The sequence below is a fragment of the Clostridium fessum genome (assembly GCF_003024715.1).
Classification (GTDB): domain Bacteria; phylum Bacillota; class Clostridia; order Lachnospirales; family Lachnospiraceae; genus Otoolea; species Otoolea fessa.
On sequence record NZ_PYLO01000001.1, the window covers coordinates 822,821 to 845,327 of the forward strand.

A 22,507-nucleotide genomic window follows, 5' to 3' on the forward strand; every position below is an offset into this window, starting at 1 on the left:
CCACCAGACAAGACAGAGTGTCTCATCCAGTGGGGTTCCCAAAATCACGCTTCCTGCTCCAGCAATGCTCGCTCTTGTGCTTTCCGTTTCCGGATCATCAGCGTGTGTGCCGTTTTTTCCTTTCTCTTTTCTCTATGGTACCGAATGCAGAGTCCGTTGACCTGCCAGCCGTCCATCAGCACCTCGACCGTTTTATTCGGATTGCATCTGCGGAATCCGATGAAAGCCATCAGCGTCCGGCTGTTGCCGGTGCTGGTCAGCTTGACTCCAAAATTCGTCGTGTAGGTGATCACATCACCGTCAACGATTCCTTCCTTGATGAATGCGAAGTAAACGCCCTTTTCAAATTCCAGGAAATCCGGAGCCTGTTCCACCCGGTCTGCACCCATCTTTCTTTTTCCACGCCGGATATCACTCAGGATTTTGCTTCGTGCCTTGCCGCCAAAGTCACGCAGGCAGCTTCCATCTGTATCCAGACCATTGACATTCAGCTTCATGCCGGCCTTGTTGATTTCGGGCAGGGCTTCCAGGCAGCGGATGAAAAAGTCGTAGTTGTGCTTCATCTCCGAAAGAAGCTGTTCTTCCTGGCTGAGTTGCTGCCGTTCGTCCATTTTCTCATTCAAACGCTCTCGCAGATCATCCACCAGTCTTTCGTAGGTATCAATCTCCGGGCTGGCTTTCTGGTGGCCACGCTCTACTGCTTCTTTCAGCCGCCCCTGCATCTGAGCCATTTTTTCCTCCAGCTGCAGAATCTGCTCATCCAGTTCTGTTTTTCTGGAAGAATCCCGTTCTGCGACGTGCTCCTGCACCTTCTGGTAGATCATCCGGAATTCCGAATCGATCCATGCGTTCTCCCCGTTTTCTTCATGATCGCGCTTGATGGCGTACAACATTTCCATGAAGCTCTGCTTGACCGCCGTCTCGTATACAAAATGGGAAGGGCACTTTGCATCTCCTTCGCCAATATAAATCGGATGCCAGGCAACATCCGGGTCTGCTTTTCCCATAAATGGCCCATCGTTGGTCGGTGAGGTATCTTTTAGACTTGAGCATCGCCAAACGGGATAGGTGTAATAATACCGTTCATAGTAGTCATCCGGCGAACTCCCCTGTGCCAACAGCTCACTGCGGCAGGCATCCAGGCACCTGTCATCCTCGAAGTGCGTGGCTCTTGCCTGCAGGGTTCTGCGGTAAAAGGGGGCTCCGCATTTTCCGCATACCAGGTTATCAAAGACATCCTTGCCCACTCGTTTTTCCCGTTTTTCATCCTTCTTTTTCGTTCGGTTTTTCTTTCTGTGTGCCAGGATTTCCTGTGCCCGCATCCATACCGCGCGATTGATAATCGGGACATGGTGGTCCGTCACATAAAATTTCGGAGCTTCTCCATTGTTTGGAATCGTCTTGTGGCTCAGGAAATCGACGGTAACCGTTTTCTGCATTTCGCAGTCACCAACATATTTTTCATTCCGGAGGATAAAATCCACACTTTCGCTTTGCCATTTTGTCCCTTTGGATGAAGGGATTTCCTTTTCATTCAGTTCATTGCTGATTTTGTAAGAAGATTTTCCCAGAAGGAACTCATCGAAGATGAACCGCACCACCTTGGCCTGTTCTTCTACAATGACCCAGTCCTTATTCGTCTCACCGTCCGTATAACCGTAGACCGACCGTGGATTTCCAAAGGCAATCCCTTCCTGAAACCGCTTTTGAATACTCCAGCTGATATTCTTGGAGATCGAATTGCTCTCTTCCTGTGCCAATGCTGAAAGGATGGTCAGGAGCAGTTCGCCAGACGCATCCAGCGTGTCAATGTTCTCCTTTTCGAAGTATACACCGATTGGCGGGTCACACTGCCGAAGCTGTCTCACGCAGTTCAGCGTATCGACCGTATTTCGTGCAAATCGGGAAATGGACTTTGTAATGATGTAATCGATCTTCCCGTCCAGCGCATCCTGCATCATCTGATTAAACTCGGTGCGGTGGTTACGGTTGGTGCCGGAGATTGCTTCATCTGCATACATTCCGGCAAAAGTCCAGCCTTCTTTTTCATTGATCAGCTTCGTGTAATAGCTTTTCTGCCCCTCATACGAAGTCTGCTGGGCAAGCTCATCGGTTGAAACACGGCCGTAAGCGGCAACCCGGATGTCCTTTGCCTTTTTCAGCTGACCGCCGGCAGACACTCTCCGCTTCGTTGCCGGAATCACCTGCACATTGTTTGCAACCGTCCCTTGTGTCATTTGTCTGTTCATCAATACTTCCTCCTTATCATGCCAGGCTGCTGATAGCCCTCAAATACGCTGTCACACTCCACTTCCGTACAGGTGTCATCAAACCAGTGGATTCTAAAATGTTTCGGTGAAAAAATGGTAACGGAAAGCACAAAGGCTTTCACATACGTTCCAACTGCTTCATCCAGAAACATCTGCGTCCCTCCCGCCAGAGAATCCAGCCATTGCAGCGTTTTCTCCCGGATTTCATGGGTCTGCTCCAGCTTCTTCCAGTAATCTTCCATGTACCGGACCTGTTCGGCCTGTTGCTGGGCTTCATGTTCCAGCTTCTCCAGCTGTTCTTCTTCATTGAGAAGTCGGTTTTCTAACCCTGTGACTGCTTCTTTATCTCTCGGTTCTCCCAGCACCTCACATCGCACTTTCAATGCTTCTTTTTCCGCCTGAATATCCCGGATGTGCTGGTGGACATCCCGAATGCTATAGTTCACTGCAGACAGCTGGCGTTTCAGAAAATCCCCTTCCTGCTCCATCTGGTCGAAATCATGGATCTCTCTCAGCTTCTCAGTCAGGTTCTTTAATGCCTGATTTCTCGCATTATCAATGGGTGCTTTGGAGATCATCTGCATGACCTCATGGACTTCTGCATCCATCTTCTCACCCATCTTGAATTTTTCGGCAAATGCTTTGCAAAGCAGCGTCTGGATCTGCTCTTCATAAATCGGTTCCATTCGGCAGCGCTTCTGTCCCTGCTGGGCGAGCTTCGTCGCACACCGCCAGATGGTTGTCCTTGTTGTGGAATGGCCTTGAAAATACCGTCCGCATTCTCCACACAGCAGGAGCTTGGAATAGTTTCTTTCGTTTCTTCCCTTTTCGATGCCCCTATACTTTGCCGTGTATGCCTTCCAGACTTCCTGTGCTTCCTGCCACAATTCTTCCGAAATGATAGCCGGATGATGATTTCGTATCAGGTATTTCGGCTTTTCCCCCTTATTGACCTTCTGTTTATGCCCATTCCTGTGATCGGTGTAGGTCTTCTGACAAAGTACGGAACCGCAGTAACGAACATTTGCGATCATGTACCGAACATCCGTTGCCGTCCACCCCCGCTTATCTTCTTCCTTTAGTGCGCCAGCTGGCAGCACAGTCGGCTTCCGCTTTTGCCGCTGTCTGCATCCGCTGTTCGGCGGCGGGATATGCAGAGCATCCAGCTTCTGGGCGATCTGTGTGAAGCTCAGCTCTTCTTTTGTAAAAAACCGGAACACCATCCGAACAATCTCTGCTTCTTCCGGGATGATGAACACTGCCCGGTATCGGTATCCGTTCTCGTTCACTGTATACTCCCCTTTGCGGAATTCGTATCCGTAGATATCCTTGTTGCAGACATTTCCGGCCGGAAACCGTTTCTGATTGCTCCATGCAATGTTTGCTGAAATCGAACGACTCTCTTCCTGGGCAATGGCAGCCAGCGTAGTAAGAATGAACTCGCTGTAAGCATCCGCTGTATCCATCGCTTCCCGCTCAAACAGGATCGTGACATTGTTTTCCTTTAAGGTCCGCAATGCCACAAGAAAGTCCTGCGTGTTTCGGGCAAAACGGCTGATGGACTTGCAGATCACACGGTCGATCTTCCCCTGCTTGCAGTGTCGGAGCAAACGGTTGAAACCTGTCCGTCCTTCCCTGCTTGTTGCGGAAATGCCATGATCGGAATAAATGCCGGCGGATGTCCACCCTGCATTTCCTGCCAGGAGTGACATAAAGTAGCGTTCCTGCATTTCATACGAATCCTCCTGTGCCGGATTGGTGGAGGAAACACGGATATATGCGGCGACCCGAACAGTCTTCTCTGAAATTGATGTTTTCACCGCTGGTATTGCCGGCCGGCATTCCTGCATCACATCGGATGCGAGCTGGGAGAATTCTTCCATACTCTCCAGCTCATTCACCGGCATTTCTTTTGTCGGTGCGTAGCTGGTTACAGGCGGCTTCTTTTTCTCAGTCTTGACCTTTTGCATGGCGGCAAGAATCTGCGCCACCGATTCACTCTGTTCTGCCTTTTTCTTTCCTTTTGCTTCCGGCAGCTTCATCTTTGACATCAAGTCATTCAGAAAAGCATTTGAATCCATATCGTCCTCTCCTTTCGTCAGATTTTCCTTCCGAAAGGAAAACGTGTGGTAATGCCACCGCCTTTTCCTATCTTCGGGTAGTGACATATTTGCTCTATCCGGCACTTATAGCAAGTGATATCCGAACTATAAATCGTAGAATATCTGCCCATATAATCGGGCAGAACTGACGATTGCGTTGTATGTAAAAGGCTCTCCTTTTCAGGAAAGCCCATGAAGGTCAGATACGTGCTGCGAAGTCAAGTGCGATCCAGCCTGCACCGGATTTCAGCTTGCCCCAGCCTTTCACAGAACCAGCACCAGCAGATTCTGCCACGATGGTGAACACGCCCCTTCCGGTGTAATAACCGGTCTTGCCGTAGTTTGTGCCTGGTCCTTTACGGATGTTGAGGTCATTGATGGACACTCGAACCGCATACGGCACAGATGCAGTCTGATTCACAGGATAGACCGCCTTTCCGGTCGGGTCAAAAACCGTATACCCCGGATTCGCATCCGCACACTGCTTCGCATAGGACAGATCATGGAACGCCCCTTTCTGGGAAGCTGCATTCTGCCAGCTCTTACGCACACGATACCAGCCAGAGATGATACTTTCATGGTTCTGGGTTGCAGCATTATACTGTGTCAGGTTCCAGCGTTCGATGATATTGCAGAGATTCTGCACATAGGTGTGGCTGGTGGCATAGCCGCCGTCCTTGATAATCTGCACAGCCTTCTTGTAGTCCATGCATCCAGCCAGAGCTTCATAACGTTTCCTGCTGCCATTCATCGCACCGAGCAGATATGCCGCATGGTCGGCAATGGAGTCCTCCACACAGGCGTACTTTCGGAAATCAGCGGTGATCGTGACATAGCTGCCATCGGCATTCTGCTCCTGCGTTTTCTTAGTATAGACAGACTTACCATCCCAACTGCTGCCACTCCAGCTGTTCCCGGAAAGAGAGGTCTTCATGCCAAAGCAGTTATTTGCATTCTGTGCCAGCTCAGATTTACCATAGCCGGACTCCAGAATAAACTGCGCCATCGACACGCAGGCGAGGATGCCGGACTGCTTCTGGTTTTCGGTAAACAGCGGGCCGATCTTTGCCACTGCCTCTGCTTCTGACAGGTTCTTAAGGGAAGATGCCTGCAGGCAGGATGAAGCTGAACCGCCCAGTGCCGCCGTCACCCTTGCGGCCAGATCACCCAGACGGGCATACAGCCAGTTTCCGGGACAGCTTTTGTTGGCAAACCAGCGATGAACAGTCAGGATCATCTCGTCTGCTGCCGGAGCGTAGTTGAGGGTTTTATTCTTGTCGCCCAGCCACAGCAGTTTCTTCTTGCCGTTACGTTTGCAGATATCGATGCAAAGCTTAATGAGCGAGCCATATACGGCGCTGTTCATCGCATACGGCTCGTTCATGTCGCTGGCACATTCGATGGTGACTGCTCTCTGGTCATTGGAATTGCTGGACGAGCACCAGCTGCGGTTCTTCTCCTCCACGCACAGAGAAACACGGCCGTCCGTGCCAATGCCATAGTTGCAGCTGGCCTGACGGGTCGGGCTGGTAAAACATCCGCAAATGCTCTCTGCAGAAAGCTGGCCTACCACGCAATGCGGAGTGATGCGGTCAATGCTGTGTGTTCTCTGCCCGGAATGGTTCGGGGAGAGTTTGGTATAAACAACGAGTGGACTATTGGTGTATCCCATATTGATTCCTCCTAAAAAATTGAGACCCGGATCACTCCGAGTCTCATGTGTTTGTGTTATTGTGTTTAAGGGATCAGCAGCTTCATGCCGACCCGGATGGCATTGGAGGTCAGGCCGTTCAGTGCACGGATATCGGCACAACGGCTGCCATCCCCCAGTTCCTTCTCTGCAATCTTCCAGAGGTTGTCGCCCGGAACAACGGTGTAGATCTTGCTGGCGGTAAAGGCATAGGTATCCGCACTGTTGAGAACATAGGCCAGACCGCTCGTCGCTTCCGGGCATTTGATCTTCAGCCAGCCGGCACAGAACTCCACGATCTCGATCAGCGTATTCTTCTTATAGATGGTCACAACCTCTGCACTGGTATCCGGCATTTCCCGGATATTCATAAGAGTCTTGAGCTTGCCATAGGCGATCGCTGCCGGGAGTTCCTCTGCAGTCGGATACTCTTCCTTTCCGGCTTCCTCTTTCTGCTCATCCGTCACAGGGGTGTCCTTCTCTTCCGAAGATTCCTCTTCCGGTGCTTTCCCTTCCGGCTCGTCCATAACCGGCTTTTCCTCCGCTTCTTCTGCACCTGTCACCGGCACAGCCTCCTCCGGGTAGATCACATTGCCGTCATTGTCAAACACACGGCTGCCGGGATTCTCATCGCACTTGGCTTTTGCATTCGCCAGTAGACGGTATGCACCAAGCTGGGATGCTTCATCTTCCCAGTCCTCACGCACACGGTAGTAGCCGGTCGTCAGCTTTGCGGGATATTCTTTCATACTCATGGTCCGTTCCTCCTAAATAAAATGTGGGAGAGGCTTATCGCCCCTCCCGGTTGATTACTGCTTGTCGATTTTGTCCTGATCGCGCTCGTCTTTCAGCTGTGCCAGCATCTCCTTGAGCTTCTCCGGCACCGGAAGACCGATCACTGCTGCATTCTCGAGACAGCTCAGACCCTCGTTTGCCAGATAGAAGAACACCACAGCGGTGCGGATGGCGGCTCCATTCTGGAGGATCTGTGTGTCAATGATATTGGCAATACCAACCAGCACAAAGATACATACCTTCTTGGCGATACCCTTAAAGCCAACTTCAGAAGAAAGCTCATGCTTGATTGCTGCCGCCAGCACCCCGGTGAAGTAGTCACAGACCACGAACACTACAAGTGCATACAGGAAGCCGTCAAACCCGCCGAAGAACCAGCCCAGGAAACCACCCAGGCCTGCGAACATCCATTCAATCTTGTCGATCACATTCTGCATAATTCCGTCCTTTCCGCCCGTATCCGGGCAATAAAAATAGACAGCCGAAGCTGCCCTGTGATATGGATTGTATATAAAAACACGGACAAGCCGTGGGATTTGATTATCGATAGCTGGCAATCACTGCACTGGCATTGAACATTCCGATCTTCTTTGCGCCTGCCGCATTCGGATGCAGACCATCAATCAGGTAGCGGCCATTGGCATTCTTTTTCTCGTAGATGTCACAGATACCACAGCAGAAAGTATCAATGACTTCCAGAGACATCCTGCCGGCAAGAAGTTTCAGATAATCGCCTTTCGCCTTGGACTGTGCATAGCTCCGGGTCGTGATATAGCCCTGAATCGGCGTACAGATATAAATCTTCGCCGCCGGGTATAGCTGCTGAAGTTTTTCGATGCTGTACCGGAATGCTGATGCAAACACCCTGCGGTCCAGCTCTTCGATGGCGACCATTTCATTCTCTGAAGTGAAAGAGCCTTCCATATCGCCGGAAGGAACACCATCATTCGTACCACAGGCGATCAGGATCATATCAAAGTCGGCGTAGGCAGTCACTTCCTTGTAGTGAGGGCTGGTCTTGTCCTTGCCTCGGATGAGTTTTTCCACCTGATTGCCCATGACATTGTTGTGGTTCTGATCCGGTCCGGAAAAGACCGGGTTGCCATCGTAAACGCTGTCCTCATAATCGCACCATCTGGCACTGGATACCGACAGGTTTACAAACCGCTCCGGCTGGATGATCTCATTGAAGTATCTTACCCAGCCACGCTCCGATGTGTTCAGTGCCGTGATGCTGTCTCCCAAAAACAGGATCTTCTTTCCGGTGAACGCAGATTTCTGCTTCATGACCACCTGCATATCCGTAGACACGGAACTGATCGTTTTGGAAAGGTTCTGCATATTCGCATCTGCTGTTTTGATCGCATCCGCATTTACACGGACCTTTTCCGACAAGGTAGCAAGCTCCTTTGTATTGGTGTCAGCCTGCTCATGAAGGAGGCTGTAATCTTCCCCAAAGTAGCTGCCATTCACATTGAAGTAATGTGCCTTTACGTTGGACATGGTCATATCGTAGGTGCTGTTCTTCGTGAACACGATTTGGATATAATCATCCTTATACCCGGCATCTTCCAGCTTTTTGGATGGGATTTCAAGCGTGATCCTCTTTGGTTTTCCATCTGTAGAAGCAATCGACCCAAGGTTTACCAACTTTGAACCAACCACATAGTAGTGCATCAGCTGGTCGTTGCAGTAATCCATCTCGACATAGAGCTTATCAAACCGCTCCGCACGGGGAACTTTAATGCCGCCGCCATAATACCCGCTCTCATACTCCGTCAAAAAATGATGGATGGTGGCTCCTTCATCCACGATCTCCCATTTTCCTTTTGAAAAGACACAGGGCTGGAATGGAACTTCAAGGCTCTGTGACATCAGCGCATCCCGTGCAAGTTTTGCCGCGCTTACACAGGCATCTGCGAGTTTATCCTTTGTAACGGTAGCATCCAGGAGTTTCTGTCCGTCCACCGATTTATCCCGAAGCATCGTGCCGGACAGCGTATGGTCGCCAAACGGCATCCTGCCATCCACCTTGAACGGAAAGTAGCCATAAGACCGTTCCGGATATTTACAGTCCACTACAAAAACGATGACATCATTCTCTTTTGGAGAATCCGACCAGTCCGCTGTCACCAACGTCCCTTCCACTGTATCGTAGGAGATATAGGTCAAAAGAGCATCCGGGTTATATGGAACCGGCTCTGGTTTCGTAAGCAGCTTATTCCCCTTCGCACCCAGATAGATAAAGTTCCCAAAAAACTCCAGCTGATGCTCTGTGGTATTCAGATTGACTGCTCCTGTATAAGAGAAAGGCATACCGTTGGCATAGAACTTATCGGCTCTGGACCGTAAGTGTGCACCAAATGAGTCATAGGTCTTCCCTGCCGAATCGACCCGCGCATCCAGAGTCTCCTTGTCCGTAGTCTTACCGGATGCAATGCTGTTCATCCTGGAATTCAGGGATGCTGCACTCTGCTGCATGGCTGTCCGTCCATCCTCCAGCTGCTTCTGAGCATCTGCCACCTTCTTCGCCAGCGTAGTGGTCGTATCACTCAGGCTGTCATTCACGTTCTGCACCGTATCCGTGAGTTTTTGGGTGACCCTTTCTTCCGTTTCGGACACATTTTTACTGATGCGGCTTTCTGTTTCTGTCAGTTCCGTATGGACGTCCTCTGCTGTCCGGGTCAGATGATCCTCTGCCAGCCTGATCTGCTCACTGAACTGACTGCATACAGACCAGTAGTGTTCATTAAAGATTTCCGTTCCAGCCGGGACCGGCAGCTTGGAGATATAGCTGACACCAGTTTCTTGACACAGCACGATGATCAGTTCCTCGTACTCTTTTGTCTTGTCCCAGATGCCGCCATGCTTCGGGACGATGCGTCTGCCAACATACTTAGGCATAGAACACACCTCCCCTCAGCACAGAAGAGATCAGATTACTGCACAGGTCAGATAATCCGATACCCCCCCCCCGAATTTTCAGACAATTATTACGGTTCATCATAGTTTTTCCTTTCTCCGGGATATTCCCGGCATCACTTCATATCCTGTAGTGCCAGTGTATACTTGACCAACGCATACAGCTGATAGCCCCATGCGCAGTGTGCGTAGTTGTTCGGATGCCAGTTGGGGCCTCCGTACTGACCCCGGCCGTATGCCATGTGCAGTACCCTGCCACTCTGTCTGCCGACCGAATCCGCAGACACATAATCCAGTGTAGGGTAACTCTCCACGGCAGGCTGGATCAGATGCCCACTGCATACATAGACACCGTTTGCCTCATCCTGCAGTTCATCGCAGAAATACTGGTAGATGCTCACATTCTTGCTGTGAAGTCCACCCAGCGTGATCTCAGAAGCCCGGTACTCCGGGTATTTTGCCGGGAAGTAAGTGCCGGTCTCATCAATGGACATGAGGATCACGATGATATCCGGATACTCACGCTTGATCGTTTTCACGATATCCGGGATATTGGCTTTGTACTCTGCAAGGGAACTGTTGTGGTTTAAGTTGATCACCACATGGGTCGGCGTGCACAGATCATAAGCGTTGGCATCTTTTACTTCCGTGCCTGCGGTTTCGCCGGGAATAAGCCGGGTCATGCCGTTATCCGCCAACGTCCTGTACTTATCCAGACAAGCCTTCAGCGAGAAGCCCTTCGTCTTTTCATCGTAGAACGGGTTAATATTAGATGCGCTCTCAAAAGTTGCAAGGTTCAGATCCTCTGCACTCCAGCCGCCCTTACCCATCGCATAGTTCACAACCGTCTTTCCATCCAGCTTGAACGAGGACGAGGAGCCGTAATGCTTGCCATTCATTGTTCCCGGCATGCCGACCATCAGACAGCGGTATTCGGTTTCTGCCGCTTTCGCGTCCTTGCGGTCCAGATCAAACAGGTAGCGCACCCACGACCAATAGTGGGTCGGAAGATCCGCATCTGTTTTCCCAACACCGGCTAGATACCCATCCGTCACACTGTCACCGATAACAAGGATCTTCGGGAACTGGTTCTTTCCCATACTGGCCAAGGTGCTGCGGTGCTTGAATTTGAGTTTCTGCGTCTTATAGACATCTGACACAAACGATTTCTCTACCGTCTGTTCCAGAACATCCTCCCCGCTGTTGACTGCCGTGTTGGTAAACGGTGAGTACAGGTCAAAGCGCTCCTCCATCTCCGTACCAAAACCAGCCGCTCTATTCTTCCAGCCTGTCTCAGCAATCAGATGGTCCACCCAGACTGAAACATGATAGTTTCTGGCGGTCGAAAGGTTATTGCAGACCGTATACACCGGAGCCGCCGGGACAAGGCGAAGGTCTTTCTTTTCCGGCACGGCCACCAGCTGATCCAGCCGGGTCGTCAGATTTGTCAGCTGCTTTTTCTGGTTATCCGCCTCCGTCTGCAGGGAGTTCAATTCCTGTTTCAGATCATCCAGCGGCTTATAATCCGTGTATGCTTCGTATACATACTCCGTTCCCTCAACAACGCAGAGCTTCTGTCCGGAAGAGGCCATATAGAAGAACATCACATAGGCATCGCCTTCCTGATAGGTGTACTGGTCATTGGCATCTACATAACGGAGCGCCTTCTTCGCTTTGTCAAACACGACCTGGCTGGTTACACCGTTCGTGCCGGAGCCTTTTGTCACAAGGCCTTTCTCGCTGACCGGGATATAATCCGTAGAACCATATCGGAGATTGTCTGCATGATACTGAATGATGGACGAGTGTACAAAAGCAAACCATCCCGGACGGTACCTGGAAGGGTCGAGCAGGTTCCGGCTACGGACTGCATCCAGCTTGCCGGATGCCAGGGTATCCGTGTATTCCCGCTCTTCCTTGAAAGCCTGTCCTACAATGGCGGCATCCGCAGCCATGCCGGAATAGGATAGCGTCGTATCCACCTTACCTGTACCAATCAGGATCTTGCCCATAAAGACGATCAGACGGTTTTTGTAATCATACTCCACATTCCCGGACGGTTCATTGCTGAAGAAATCGTTGCGGATTTCTTTTCCGGTATTCGGGCGCACCGGATAATAGAGCACCTTGTCTGTACTGCGCACACGCAGTTTGTATGCTCCTTCATCTATAAATCGGTGCAGAATCAAGGTGATCCTGTTATCTCCCTTCACTAGTTCTACCGACTGGCGGAACACCTCGCCTTCTTCCGATTCAAGCATGGCAGTCAGGGTCGTCTCCCCAATGGTTCGGAGTGTGAACTGGATTTCCTGTATAAACACACTTCGCAGAACAGTCAGCGGCACATAGTAGGTCTGGAGTACCGGGCTGCTGCCTTCCCAGATATTGCTGACACCGTCATATAAAAAGGGCAGGTTCAAACTGGTCATCGTTTCCTTTGCCAGCGCATCATCCGCACTTCGCAGTGCTTCGATCTCGACTGCCATCTTTTTCTGATTCTGTCGCTCCCTCTGAACCTGATTCCACAGCTTTGCAGACTCTCCGCACACCTTCAGGCTCAGGTCCTTCGCATAGGAGCTTGCCCGGATCTGGAATACCCCTTCCGGGATCTCCAATTCCTTTTCTTTGTACTCCTGCGGCTGTTCCGTATCCCTGGAATCCAGAATGGATGCCACAAACGTACCATTGGCATCATAGCCTGCAACTCCGATCCAGTTGAACACCTGCCCGGTATAATAGACCTTCTGGCAGGCGGTATCTACCGGGATCAGTGCTGTCGTCTGGACATGCTCAAACTTCTGCGTTTCTCCGTTGATCGTGTTGACTGTAATGCCTTCTGTCAGTTCGCCGGTCGCATCATAGTTTGCATCCACCTTGGATTCCTGCAGTGCATCCAGCCCTTCTTTTGCTTTCGGATAGATGGAACGGATCGCCGCTCCAAGGTTGTCAAAGGTATTCCCCTCCGAATCCACTCTTGCATCAAGAACTTCTGTGTCAGAGGTTCTCCCTTTTGCAATCTGGTCCATCCGGGCATTCAGAGCCTTGTTTGTCTGTGCGACATTCTGGGCGTTCTGATTCATCTGCCGCTCTGCCGCTGCGACTTTTGCAGTCAGATCCGATTTTGCATTCTCCACACGCGCAGTCACACGGTTTTCTGTCTCGGACAGGCTGGTGTTTACCTTACTTTCTGTGCTGGAGAGGCTTTCATTGATACGGCCTTCCGTGTCGGATACATTTTTGTTGATCCGGTTTTCTGTTTCCGAAAGCTCTGAGCGGATATCTTCGGCCGTCTGGGTCAGATGCTCCTCTGCCTCTGCGATCTGCTCACTATGCAGGCTGAACAGGCTCCAATACTTCTCATCACTCAGAGCCGTTCCTTTCGGCACTGGAAGATTGGAGATAAAACTGTTGCCGCTGTCTGCATCCAGTACGATCTGCAGCTCTTCATATTCTTTCCGGATGTCCCATTCGCCTGCATGTTTGGGAACGATCCGGCGGCCTGTGTATTTTGCCATATTACCCCTTTCTGTCAGCCTTACACTGACACATCATCCTCGCCATATTCCACGACCAGATGTCCTTCTTCATCGGTTGTGAATATCAGCCCAAGGTCGCATTTTGTTTCAAATGCAAAATAGCCCTCCTCCGTAATCGATCCTTCCACGATCTCACGGCACAGCTTTTCTACGGAACTGGACTCCGATCTATCACTCAGTCCCAGACCGTCATCCGACTCAAAGCCAAAGCAGCCTGCCTTGTCTATAAACAGATTTCGGATGCCATCCCGAACAGCTTTCAGGAATGCTGCAAATGTGTAAGTGGCGATCTTGCCGTTATTGATGGCCGCCCTCTCCACCTTTAACGTAAGAGAGAATGACCCAAGGACATCACCTTCTGTGCTGAGCATAACAACATCCAACGGAAAACGTCCGGCCTGCGCCGTCATGAAGGTCGTGATCGTAAAGAGGACTGCCCCCTTCTCAACGAATACAAGGTCTGGCGCAGTTTCACTCGTGTAGTGGAAGATTGTACCATCCGGACGGGTACCGGAACAGGCTACAATACAATTCTGCGGCACGGTATATTCCACAGAGTTGTTATACAAAACACAGCGAACTTTTCTCGCCTTGTTGTCATACTGCTTGACCGGAACCGTCACCGGGATCAGATTCTCCGTCAGCGACAATTCCACTTCCTGATAAATGCCTGTGACCATTACGAACTCCCTCCTTCCTGATCCGTCTCCTTATTATCTGTTTCCTCTTTGTTTTCCGTATCCTTATCTTCACTACCCGGCTTTTCGGTATCCGGGGTTTCAGGCTCGGTCGGTGTGGTCGGTTCCGTTGGCTCTGGATCAGGTTCTTCCGGTTCATATCCAATCGTCTGCCACTGTTCTCCGTCCCACAGTTTTAACCGAAGGTTCTTCTTATCGACCCAGAAGGAATCCTCTGCCGGGTCTTCCGGCGCACTTTCGGACACAGGGATATACGGCTGATACTTCGCGTCCAGTTCCTCATACAGTTCTTTGGACAGCTTCTTTGCCGTTTCATACCGCTGATCGAGCGTTTTCTGAAGTTCTACAGAAATAGCGGTCGCTGTTTTGTACCGCTCATCCAGTTCCTCCAGCAACTCCTTGGAAAGCTCGGCTGCTTTCTTGTAACGGTCGTCCAGTTTCTTGAGTGTCTGCTCCAACAGGATTGCTGTTTTGACTGCGGAATCATCTGACTCCCAGCCATATCCCCATGTCTTCCCGCCATCTGTGGAAACAAAAAATCCGGCCGGGCTATTCTTCCACGCAACCGTTGACTGTTTCAGAGTTGCTGCGTTGAATGCGTACCGAGTCGTATTCCCCTTACTGTCCGTCTCATTTTTATAATGAAGGCCGAACAGTGCTGCAAACAACGCACCATCATAGATAATGGAGGCCGAAATGCCGCCCATCTGCTCTCCCACTGCTGTTTCCACACGGACTGCGGTATCGTATGCGGCGGTTGCTGTATTTCGGATACTGTTAAGGGAGCTTGTCAGGGAGGAATTTCGGCTGCTGACCGTAGAATTCGACAGCGTGATGCTGTTATACCGTTCCAAAAGCGAGTCATATTCGGTTTCTGTAACCTTGGAACTGGCTTCAATGCCCAGCTTCGAGATATACACATGAACCGTATCACAGAGCGAGACCTGTTCTGCCTGTACAACATCCTCATATCCGGGTGTATTCCAAAGCTGAATGAAGTCGATTTTAATGTCGACCTCCGGCTCTGTCAGGCTGGTCGTATCAATATAGTCCTGTGCATACTCTCGCAAAGCCGCTTCCGATGGCCTTTCCTGAAAGGCACTGGTGCAGTCCAGCACCGTAATCTTCTGATACGGCACAGATTTTCGGCTGACCATGACCACTTTTTCTGGCAGTTCCATAACCGCCTGCGTTTCGTTGTCTACCCAGTACGGATGCACTCCTGTAATGGTATTCTCGATGGATTTCTCCATCTTGAAATCCGTCAGATTTTTGCCGTAGACGATATGAACGTTGTGGTCCGCACCTCTGGCTCTGTGAAACTTGACTGTGTAGCGGTCCCACTCGAACTCTCCTCCAAAAGTATCCAATACCGAGCCATCCATACCGCCAAGACAGTTACGGAAAGATGCCGGAACGGACACAGTAAACATCGCACTGGATGCCACATCTGTCCAAACTGAGAACGGACAGTCGGAAGCCGCATGGCTTTTCAGCCCCTGCATTGCCCCGACGCAGCCGGTCACTGAAAAAGGCGATACCGTGATAAAGTTGAGCTGATAGGAAATATGCCGTGCCTGAACTTCCAGCTTTCCATCGATCGGAGTCGTGATCTTGTAGATTCGGAACGGCTGCGGCTGCATCGTATCAGATGGTTTGGCAAGGATGACGTTTCCCTCCTCTAGCATCTCAGCGTGGATGCCATCTGCCGGACAGATGAGCTTCAGCTCATAGCTGCCGTTTCGTTTTTCAGTCACGGTACAAGACTGTGCATCTGCCAGCTTTCCAATGCCGTTATTATCAAATTTCATTTCTCTGGAATCATATAAACACGGGATCACTGGCTGCACCTCCCCTCAGAGCGTCCACCAACGGGGAATGACTTCCACCGCCGTGATACCGCCTGTCCATGTGATCTGTGTCTTTCCCTCCGGCAGTTCCGGGAAGTCATCCGAAAGGATGGTCTCATTGCAGAAGCCGGAAGCGTTGTAAGCGTTGTGCGTCTCACAGTTGAGCAGCACATAGTCTTTGATGCTGTGGATGGTGATCTTCTCTTCCCCCACATACAGCTCGCCGCCGCTGTCTCCGTAAACCTTGAAGATGGGCTGTGCAGGAAAAGCAAAGGGGTTCTTTAAGGTCGACCTGCCATCCAGCCGGATCGTCCGCTGCCCGTCCACGCTCCACCTCTGGGGCTTACAGTTAAATGCCAGCTCCATCTCAGCGGCTTTCTGAGCAGTCACATCAAAGGCAAGGGCATCCTTGCAGACTGCCATCCGGAAGAAATCCGGGTCGTAGGTATCCTGCAATTTCTGATACCCCACCGGCGACAGAAGCCATGCCTTGACTGCTGCTGTCTTAGCTGGCAGTCCGTTGAAGAAAAATGCCTTATACTTGATATTCACATTCTGATACCTGCGGCGGCCTGCCTTTGCATTCTCGGTAAGGATGTCTCCGTTCCTGCCGGGTACGGAGGTGCTCTCCACATCCGCAGCCGGGGAATCATACACACCGGGACCAGACAAATATAATAGGAAGTCTTTGCTGGACTTCCCAGCAAACGACAGATACTGTCTGGCATATCTGTCTTTTAACTGAAACTGTGATACTGTTTGCTTGGGGGTGTTATAGCCCATACGCATCTCCTCCTTTACTTGAAGACCGAATCATCCTCATGGATCATGCCGTTGATCTTATCGGCAACGGTCTGTGCGAGTTCATCGTCGTTCCGGGCATTATAACCGTTGACTGTGATATACACACCGCCAAGGTTGGTCGTCCGGGTGGTGCCACCTCCGGCCAGAGCCGCCTGCGGGAAGTTCCAACCGGAGCCATCGAAATGTGGCAAGGTCAGTTCCGGCAGACTGAAGGAGCTGATGCCCTCCATACCCTGCTGTACCTTTGCTGCCATCGACCTGATCTGGCTGATCAGTCCGCCTTCGCCTTTCTTGATGCCACCGGAAAGCAGCTTCATGAAGTCGGGCATATAGGTGTCGGCATCTGCCAGCGGTCCTTCATCCGGCACAGAGAAGTGCAAAAACGAGCGGATGCCATTTGCCACACTCTTGACCGCATTGCCGACCCAGCTCACGCCTTTCTTGATACCGCCCCAGATGGACGATGCCACATTGCCAATAGCAGAAGCCGCATTAGAAATACCGTTCTTGATGGCGTTTACTCCATTCGAGAATACCGACGTAACCTTGTTCCAGATATTTGTGACACCTTCCCGGAAGCCATCGCAGTTTTTCCAGAGGCTCGTCAGTCCAAGACCGATGCCACCAACTGCTGCCACTGCGATACCTGCAGGACCCGCCAAGCCGGCAAGTGCTGTACCTGCGGATGCGAGGAACCCACCTGCGGAGCTTGCTACGCCTGCAAGGGCTGTACCCGCGCCAGCGGCCAGACCGGATACGGTCGTACCCACAGATCCGAGCAGACCGGAAAGCGTTGTGCCGACTGTCCCGGCAATACCGCCCAGCGAAGAACCGATAGACGATACGATACCGGAAAGACTGCCGCCTAAGCCGCCGATCTTCGACACTACACCGGAAAGCAGCCCGCCCAGATTCGACAGGATTCCCCCACCGCTGGAGCCAAGGCTTCCCAGCTTCGAGATGATGCCGGAGATTCCCTCTCCCAGACCGCCCATTTTAGAGGTCAGCCCAGAGATCAGGTTGCCAAACTTCGACACGATCTGTGCGCCATCAGCATTACCAATCTTTGACAGGAAACTGCCGATATTCGACAGCAGGCCACCACCGTTCTCTGTACCGAGGACATTACCGAGGTTCTGCATGGTATTACCAAGGTTTCCGATGGTGTTCTTCATGGATCCGAGCTTGTCCACAAGACCGGTGACCGTATTGACCGTGTCACCGACCTTGCTGATGCCACTGCCCAGGCTCTTTAGAAAATCCGAGTTGAAGGTATCGCCAAGGCTGCGGATCGCATTTCCAAGGGAACTGGTCTGAGAACTCAGCTCTCCAATGGAATTCTTCATATCCGTAAAGCCAAGCTTCACTTCATCGCTCATACTGCCGACTGCAGTTTTGGTGATGCCCTGCAGGTCTGTCCAGAGTTGCTGGAACTGTGTTTTCAGCCCGGAAAGCCCGGACATCAGCTGGGACTGGATACCGCTTCCCACATCCTTTGCAGCACTGCCGATACCGCTCTGGCTTCTCTTGATCGTGGTAGCAAAACTGCCGACCACGGAATCCATCCAGTCGCCCAGAGAATCTACCGGGGTCGTGAGGTTGTTGCTCATAGACCCGGCAAGTCCCTGCACGGCTTTCACCACCGACTTGACATTTTTCTTAATGCCGGTCGCCAGCAGCTTCATGAAGTCCGGCATATAGGTATCTGCATCGGACAGAGGTCCTTCATCTGGCACGGAGAAATGCAGCAGACTCCGGACTCTTCTTGCGACATTTTCTGCCGCTGCGATCACGGAACCGGCTGCTGCACGGACACCTGACGCCATCTGGGAACAGATATCTGCACCCCAGCGGTATGCCGAAGAAGCAATCGAACCGAGCGAGTTAAAGCTGCTCCTGATACTTGCAACACCGGAAGAAACCGTGGTGCGCAGGCTGGACATTGCCGAAGACACCGTGGACTTGATGCTGTTGAAGGCAGCGGTCGTGGTAGATTTCAGTGTGTTCCAGCCGCTTGTGACCGTACTGCGAACTGCGGATACAGAGGAAGTTGTAAGACTCTTAATGCTGTTCCATGCAGTCGTGATGACTGTTTTGATACCATTCCAGCTGGTATTCGTCAGGTTTTTCACCGCATTCCATGCGCTGGTCATGGACGTTTTTACAGAAGCGGTCGCAGAGGTGGTAAGGGATTTAATCCCGTTCCACGCTGTGGTAATGACCGTTTTAATTCCGTTCCAGCTGGTCGTTGTCAGCGACTTCACCGCATTCCATGCACTGGTCATGGACGTTTTCACTGTTGCTGTCGCAGAGGTCACATTGGATTTCACCGCCGAGAAACTGTTCTGGATACTGGACTTGATGGTATTCCATGTGCTGGCGGTACTGGTCGTAATGGAACTCCATGCGGATCTCATCGCAGCACTCACACATGCCGTTCCGGTTTTCACCGTCTGGCTGATGGCTGCCCAGCTCTTACTGTATGCCTGCTCCACACCCCTCATGGAGTTGGTGATGGAGGTAGACAGCGTGGTGGACAGGTTCTCCGCCGCCGCAGTCACAAGGCTGGTGTTGGTCGTGATACCGTTTGCCAGACCCTGCATGAAGTCCGGCATCCATCTTTCCATATCTGCCAGAGGTCCTTCATCCGGCACAGAGAAGTGCAGGAAGGAACGGATACGGTCTGCCACTCCCGATACAGCACTTGCCACATCCTGAATCCTCGACTGGATACCGGACACAATGTTGCCGATCATGTCAGAGCCCCACGAAAATGCCTGTCCAGCCAGACCCTTAATAAAGGAGACCGCACTGTTAAAGTCATTCGTGATGGTGGACTTAATACCGGAGATCGTGGAAGAAATCCCGGATTTCATCGAGTTAAAGGCTGTGGTCGCCGCACTCTTGATGCTGTTACTGAGGGACGAAACCGTAGACTTCATGGCATTCCAGCCGGAAGAAATCACGGACTTGATACCGCTCACCACGCTGCTAATCTTGCTGCTGATGACAGTCCAGATGGACAAAACCGTGGACTGGATCGCAGAAAGGACAGTCGAAATGACCGTCTTGATTGCATTCCATGCCGTGCTCATCCGGGTCTGGATGCCAGTCAGCAGCGGAGACAGGAACGACACAATGGCATTCCATACCGTCGTCACGGCAGTCTGAATTGCTGTCAGCACCGTCGAAACAGCGGTCTGGATTGCTGTCCATACTGTGCTGAAAGTGGTTTGCAGTGTATTCAGGATCGGTGTGATAAAGGCGACGATGGCATTCCAGATAGAAGTGATCTTCGTCTGGATCGCGGTCAGTGCTGTACCGATCAGGATTTGGATCGCCTGCCAGATAGTTTCAAACAGATACTGGAACGCATCCAGCAAGGGCTTGATGGTGTTGTAGATGCCGTTCCACACCGAAGTGATCGTCGTGCTGATGGTGTTCATTACCGTGGTAATCGCGGTAGAGATCGCCGTCCACACAGTTGTCACCGTGGTATGGATCGTATTCAGCACAGAAGAAACTGCTGTGGAAATGGCAGTCCAGATGGTGCTGAAGGTCGTCTGGATCGTAGTCAGGACAGTCGTAAAGAATCCGGAGACCGCCGTAAACACAGTCGTTGCCACTGTCTGGATGGCAGAAACCGTGTTGGAGAAGAAGCTGCTGATTCCGCTCCACACGGTCTCAAAGAAGCTCTTGATACTGCCCCAGACGGTCTGCCAGTCCGTACCGAACAAACCGAGGAACACATCCAGCGCACTCTTTAAGGCATTCAATGTCGTGGAGAAGATGGACTTGATGCCCTCCCAGATGCCGGAGAAGATTCCCTTTGCTGCCTCCCACGCTCCGCTCCAGTTGCCAGAGAACACATTGGAAAAGACATCGAACAGCCCCAGTAAGGTATCCAGAACGACACCGAGGATAGTCGAAATATTCTGGAATGCTCCCTCAAACAGCGGTGCAAGCACCTGACAGAAGCCATCCCAGACTGCTTTCAGCACCTCAGTGACATCCTTAAAATCAAAGCCCAGACCATTGATGCGTTGGGTCAGCTGGTCACAGAAGCCTTTCACCTTGGACACAATATCGTTCCAGATGCCGGTAATAGCCGAGCGGAACTCTTCATTTGTATTCCAGAGGTTCATAAACGCCGCCACCAGCGTACCGATGACCGCCACCACTGCTACGACCGGTCCGGACAGGCCACCCAGAACCACACCCAGCTTGCTGAACACACCGCTGGCACTGCCCACATGGGTGATGAGAAGCCGGACACCCTTTGCAAGAGAACTGAACCCCCGCATCGCTGTGCCGACGGTCGATATGGTCTTGCCCAGCACAATGAGCAGCGGACCAATGGATGCTGCCAGTAGTCCGATCTTGATGATTGTTTCCCTGGTACTTTCATCCATGCTGTTCAGCTTGTCCACGAACTGCTGCACGGCAGATACGATCTTACGGATGGTCGGCATCAGGATATCACCAAAAGAAATGGCCAGCTCTTCCAACTGAGATTTCAGAATGGTGAGCTGACCATTTAAATTGTCCTGCATGATCTCTGCCATGCTCTCGGATGCACCATCGCAGTTTTCAATAGCACCACACAGTTTGTTGATATCCGTCTCGCTGGAATTCATCAGGGCAAGGAAGCCGGACATCGCATTCTTGCCGACCAGTGCCTCTGCGTTGGCGGCCTTCTCAGATTCCGACAGCCCGGAGAATGCCACACGGCAGTCCGCAAGGATGTCGTTCAGGCTTCTCATGCTGCCATCTGCGTTGCTGGTGGCAATCGTGACCTCACCGATGTTTTTGCCAACAAAGGTCACTTCACCGGAAAGGTTGTTCATGATGGTACGAAGGGAAGTACCAGCCTGTGAAGCCTTGATACCACTGTTTGCCATCAGACCGATGGCTTCTGCGGTATCCTCTGCCGAGAACCCAAGCGCACCGGCGATAGGCGCACAGTACTTGAACGTCTCGCCCATCATGCTGACATTGGTGTTCGCATTGGAAGAAGCAGCTGCAAGGATATCTGCAAAATGCCCGGAATCTGCCGCAGACAAACCAAAAGCTGTGAGGGCATCCGTGACAATATCCGAGGTCGTGGCGAGGTCTTCACCGGACGCCGCCGCGAGGTTCATGATACCCTCGATGCCGTTCAGCATATCCCCCGTTTTCCATCCGGCCATGGCCATGTATTCCATCGCCGAAGCTGCCTCGGATGCAGAGAACTTGGTCTTCGCACCCATTTCACGGGCTTTCGCACGGAGCTGGTCGAAATCATCCCCTGTCGCACCGGAAATGGCAGAGACCTTACTCATTTCAGAATCGAAATCAGCTGCGGTCTTCACTGCGGCAGTGCCAAGACCCGTTACCGCTGCGGTCACAGGCAGGAACTTCTTGCCGACATTCTCCACAGAAGATCCGATGTTCTGGAGCTTTTCTCCGGCTTCATCGATCCTGGCAAGAGTCGCATTCGTGGTCGCCGCCTGGTCCTGTAAGGATCGCAGATTCTGTTCGGTCTCCACGATCTCACGCTGGAGGGCATCGTACTGCTGCTGGGTGATCTCACCGTTGGCAAGCTGCTCATTGGCCTGCTGTGCGGCAGTCTTCAGAGTTGCCAGTTTTTCCTTGGTAGCTTCAATGGCATCCTTCAGCATCTTCTGCTTCTGGACGACCAGTTCTGTATTGGAGGGGTCCAGTTTCAGGAGTTTGTTGACATCCTTCAGTCCGGACTGCGTCCCCTTGATTGACTTGTTTACACTTTCCAGTGCTTTGGAGAGCTTCGTGGTATCGCCGCCGATCTCAACGGTGATGCCCTGGATTCTGGATGCCATTTG

General features: G+C 51.7%; 11 protein-coding genes. All 11 read right to left on the minus strand.

All coding sequences use genetic code 11. The features are described 5' to 3' along the window. Positions 1-44 precede the first annotated feature (44 nt). Positions 45-2,249, minus strand: a complete 2,205-nt coding sequence (locus C7U56_RS03815; RefSeq protein WP_107000199.1) for a recombinase family protein — start codon at positions 2,247-2,249, stop codon at positions 45-47. Next, positions 2,249-4,351: a recombinase family protein gene (locus C7U56_RS03820; RefSeq protein ID WP_181357157.1), complete on the minus strand. Its 2,103-nt coding sequence runs from the start codon at positions 4,349-4,351 to the stop codon at positions 2,249-2,251. Before C7U56_RS03820 ends, C7U56_RS03815 begins: the two co-directional genes overlap by 1 nt. Before the next feature lie 220 nt (positions 4,352-4,571). Beyond that, positions 4,572-6,044 (minus strand): glucosaminidase domain-containing protein, encoded by a 1,473-nt coding sequence (locus C7U56_RS16365; protein WP_107000201.1) that lies wholly within the window; start codon positions 6,042-6,044, stop codon positions 4,572-4,574. Between the two features lie 65 nt (positions 6,045-6,109). Then, the gene (locus C7U56_RS03830) at positions 6,110-6,817 is read right to left on the minus strand and encodes a LysM peptidoglycan-binding domain-containing protein (protein ID WP_233430174.1); all 708 of its coding nucleotides are present in this window, start codon (positions 6,815-6,817) and stop codon (positions 6,110-6,112) included. Between the two features lie 54 nt (positions 6,818-6,871). After that, positions 6,872-7,294 carry a phage holin family protein gene (locus tag C7U56_RS03835; protein WP_107000202.1) on the minus strand — a complete coding sequence of 141 codons (423 nt, stop codon included), beginning with the start codon at positions 7,292-7,294 and terminating at the stop codon, positions 6,872-6,874. Positions 7,295-7,397: 103 nt separating this feature from the next. Continuing rightward, on the minus strand, positions 7,398-9,761 hold the full coding sequence (locus C7U56_RS03840; RefSeq protein ID WP_107000203.1) for an SGNH/GDSL hydrolase family protein: 2,364 nt from the start codon (positions 9,759-9,761) through the stop codon (positions 7,398-7,400). 134 nt (positions 9,762-9,895) lie between these two features. Beyond that, entirely contained in the window at positions 9,896-13,294 is a 3,399-nt protein-coding gene (locus tag C7U56_RS03845) for a hypothetical protein (protein WP_107000204.1), read from the minus strand. Between the two features lie 20 nt (positions 13,295-13,314). Next, entirely contained in the window at positions 13,315-13,995 is a 681-nt protein-coding gene (locus C7U56_RS03850) for a hypothetical protein (protein ID WP_107000205.1), read from the minus strand. Next, complete coding sequence (locus tag C7U56_RS03855) at positions 13,995-15,854, minus strand: phage tail spike protein (RefSeq protein ID WP_107000206.1); 1,860 nt, start codon at positions 15,852-15,854, stop codon at positions 13,995-13,997. The genes C7U56_RS03850 and C7U56_RS03855 overlap by 1 nt, the downstream gene beginning before the upstream one ends. Positions 15,855-15,869: 15 nt before the next feature. Further along, the gene (locus C7U56_RS03860; protein ID WP_107000207.1) at positions 15,870-16,646 is read right to left on the minus strand and encodes a hypothetical protein; all 777 of its coding nucleotides are present in this window, start codon (positions 16,644-16,646) and stop codon (positions 15,870-15,872) included. A 14-nt stretch (positions 16,647-16,660) separates the two neighbouring features. Continuing rightward, positions 16,661-22,504, minus strand: a complete 5,844-nt coding sequence (locus C7U56_RS16175; RefSeq protein WP_107000208.1) for a phage tail tape measure protein — start codon at positions 22,502-22,504, stop codon at positions 16,661-16,663. Positions 22,505-22,507 lie beyond the last annotated feature (3 nt).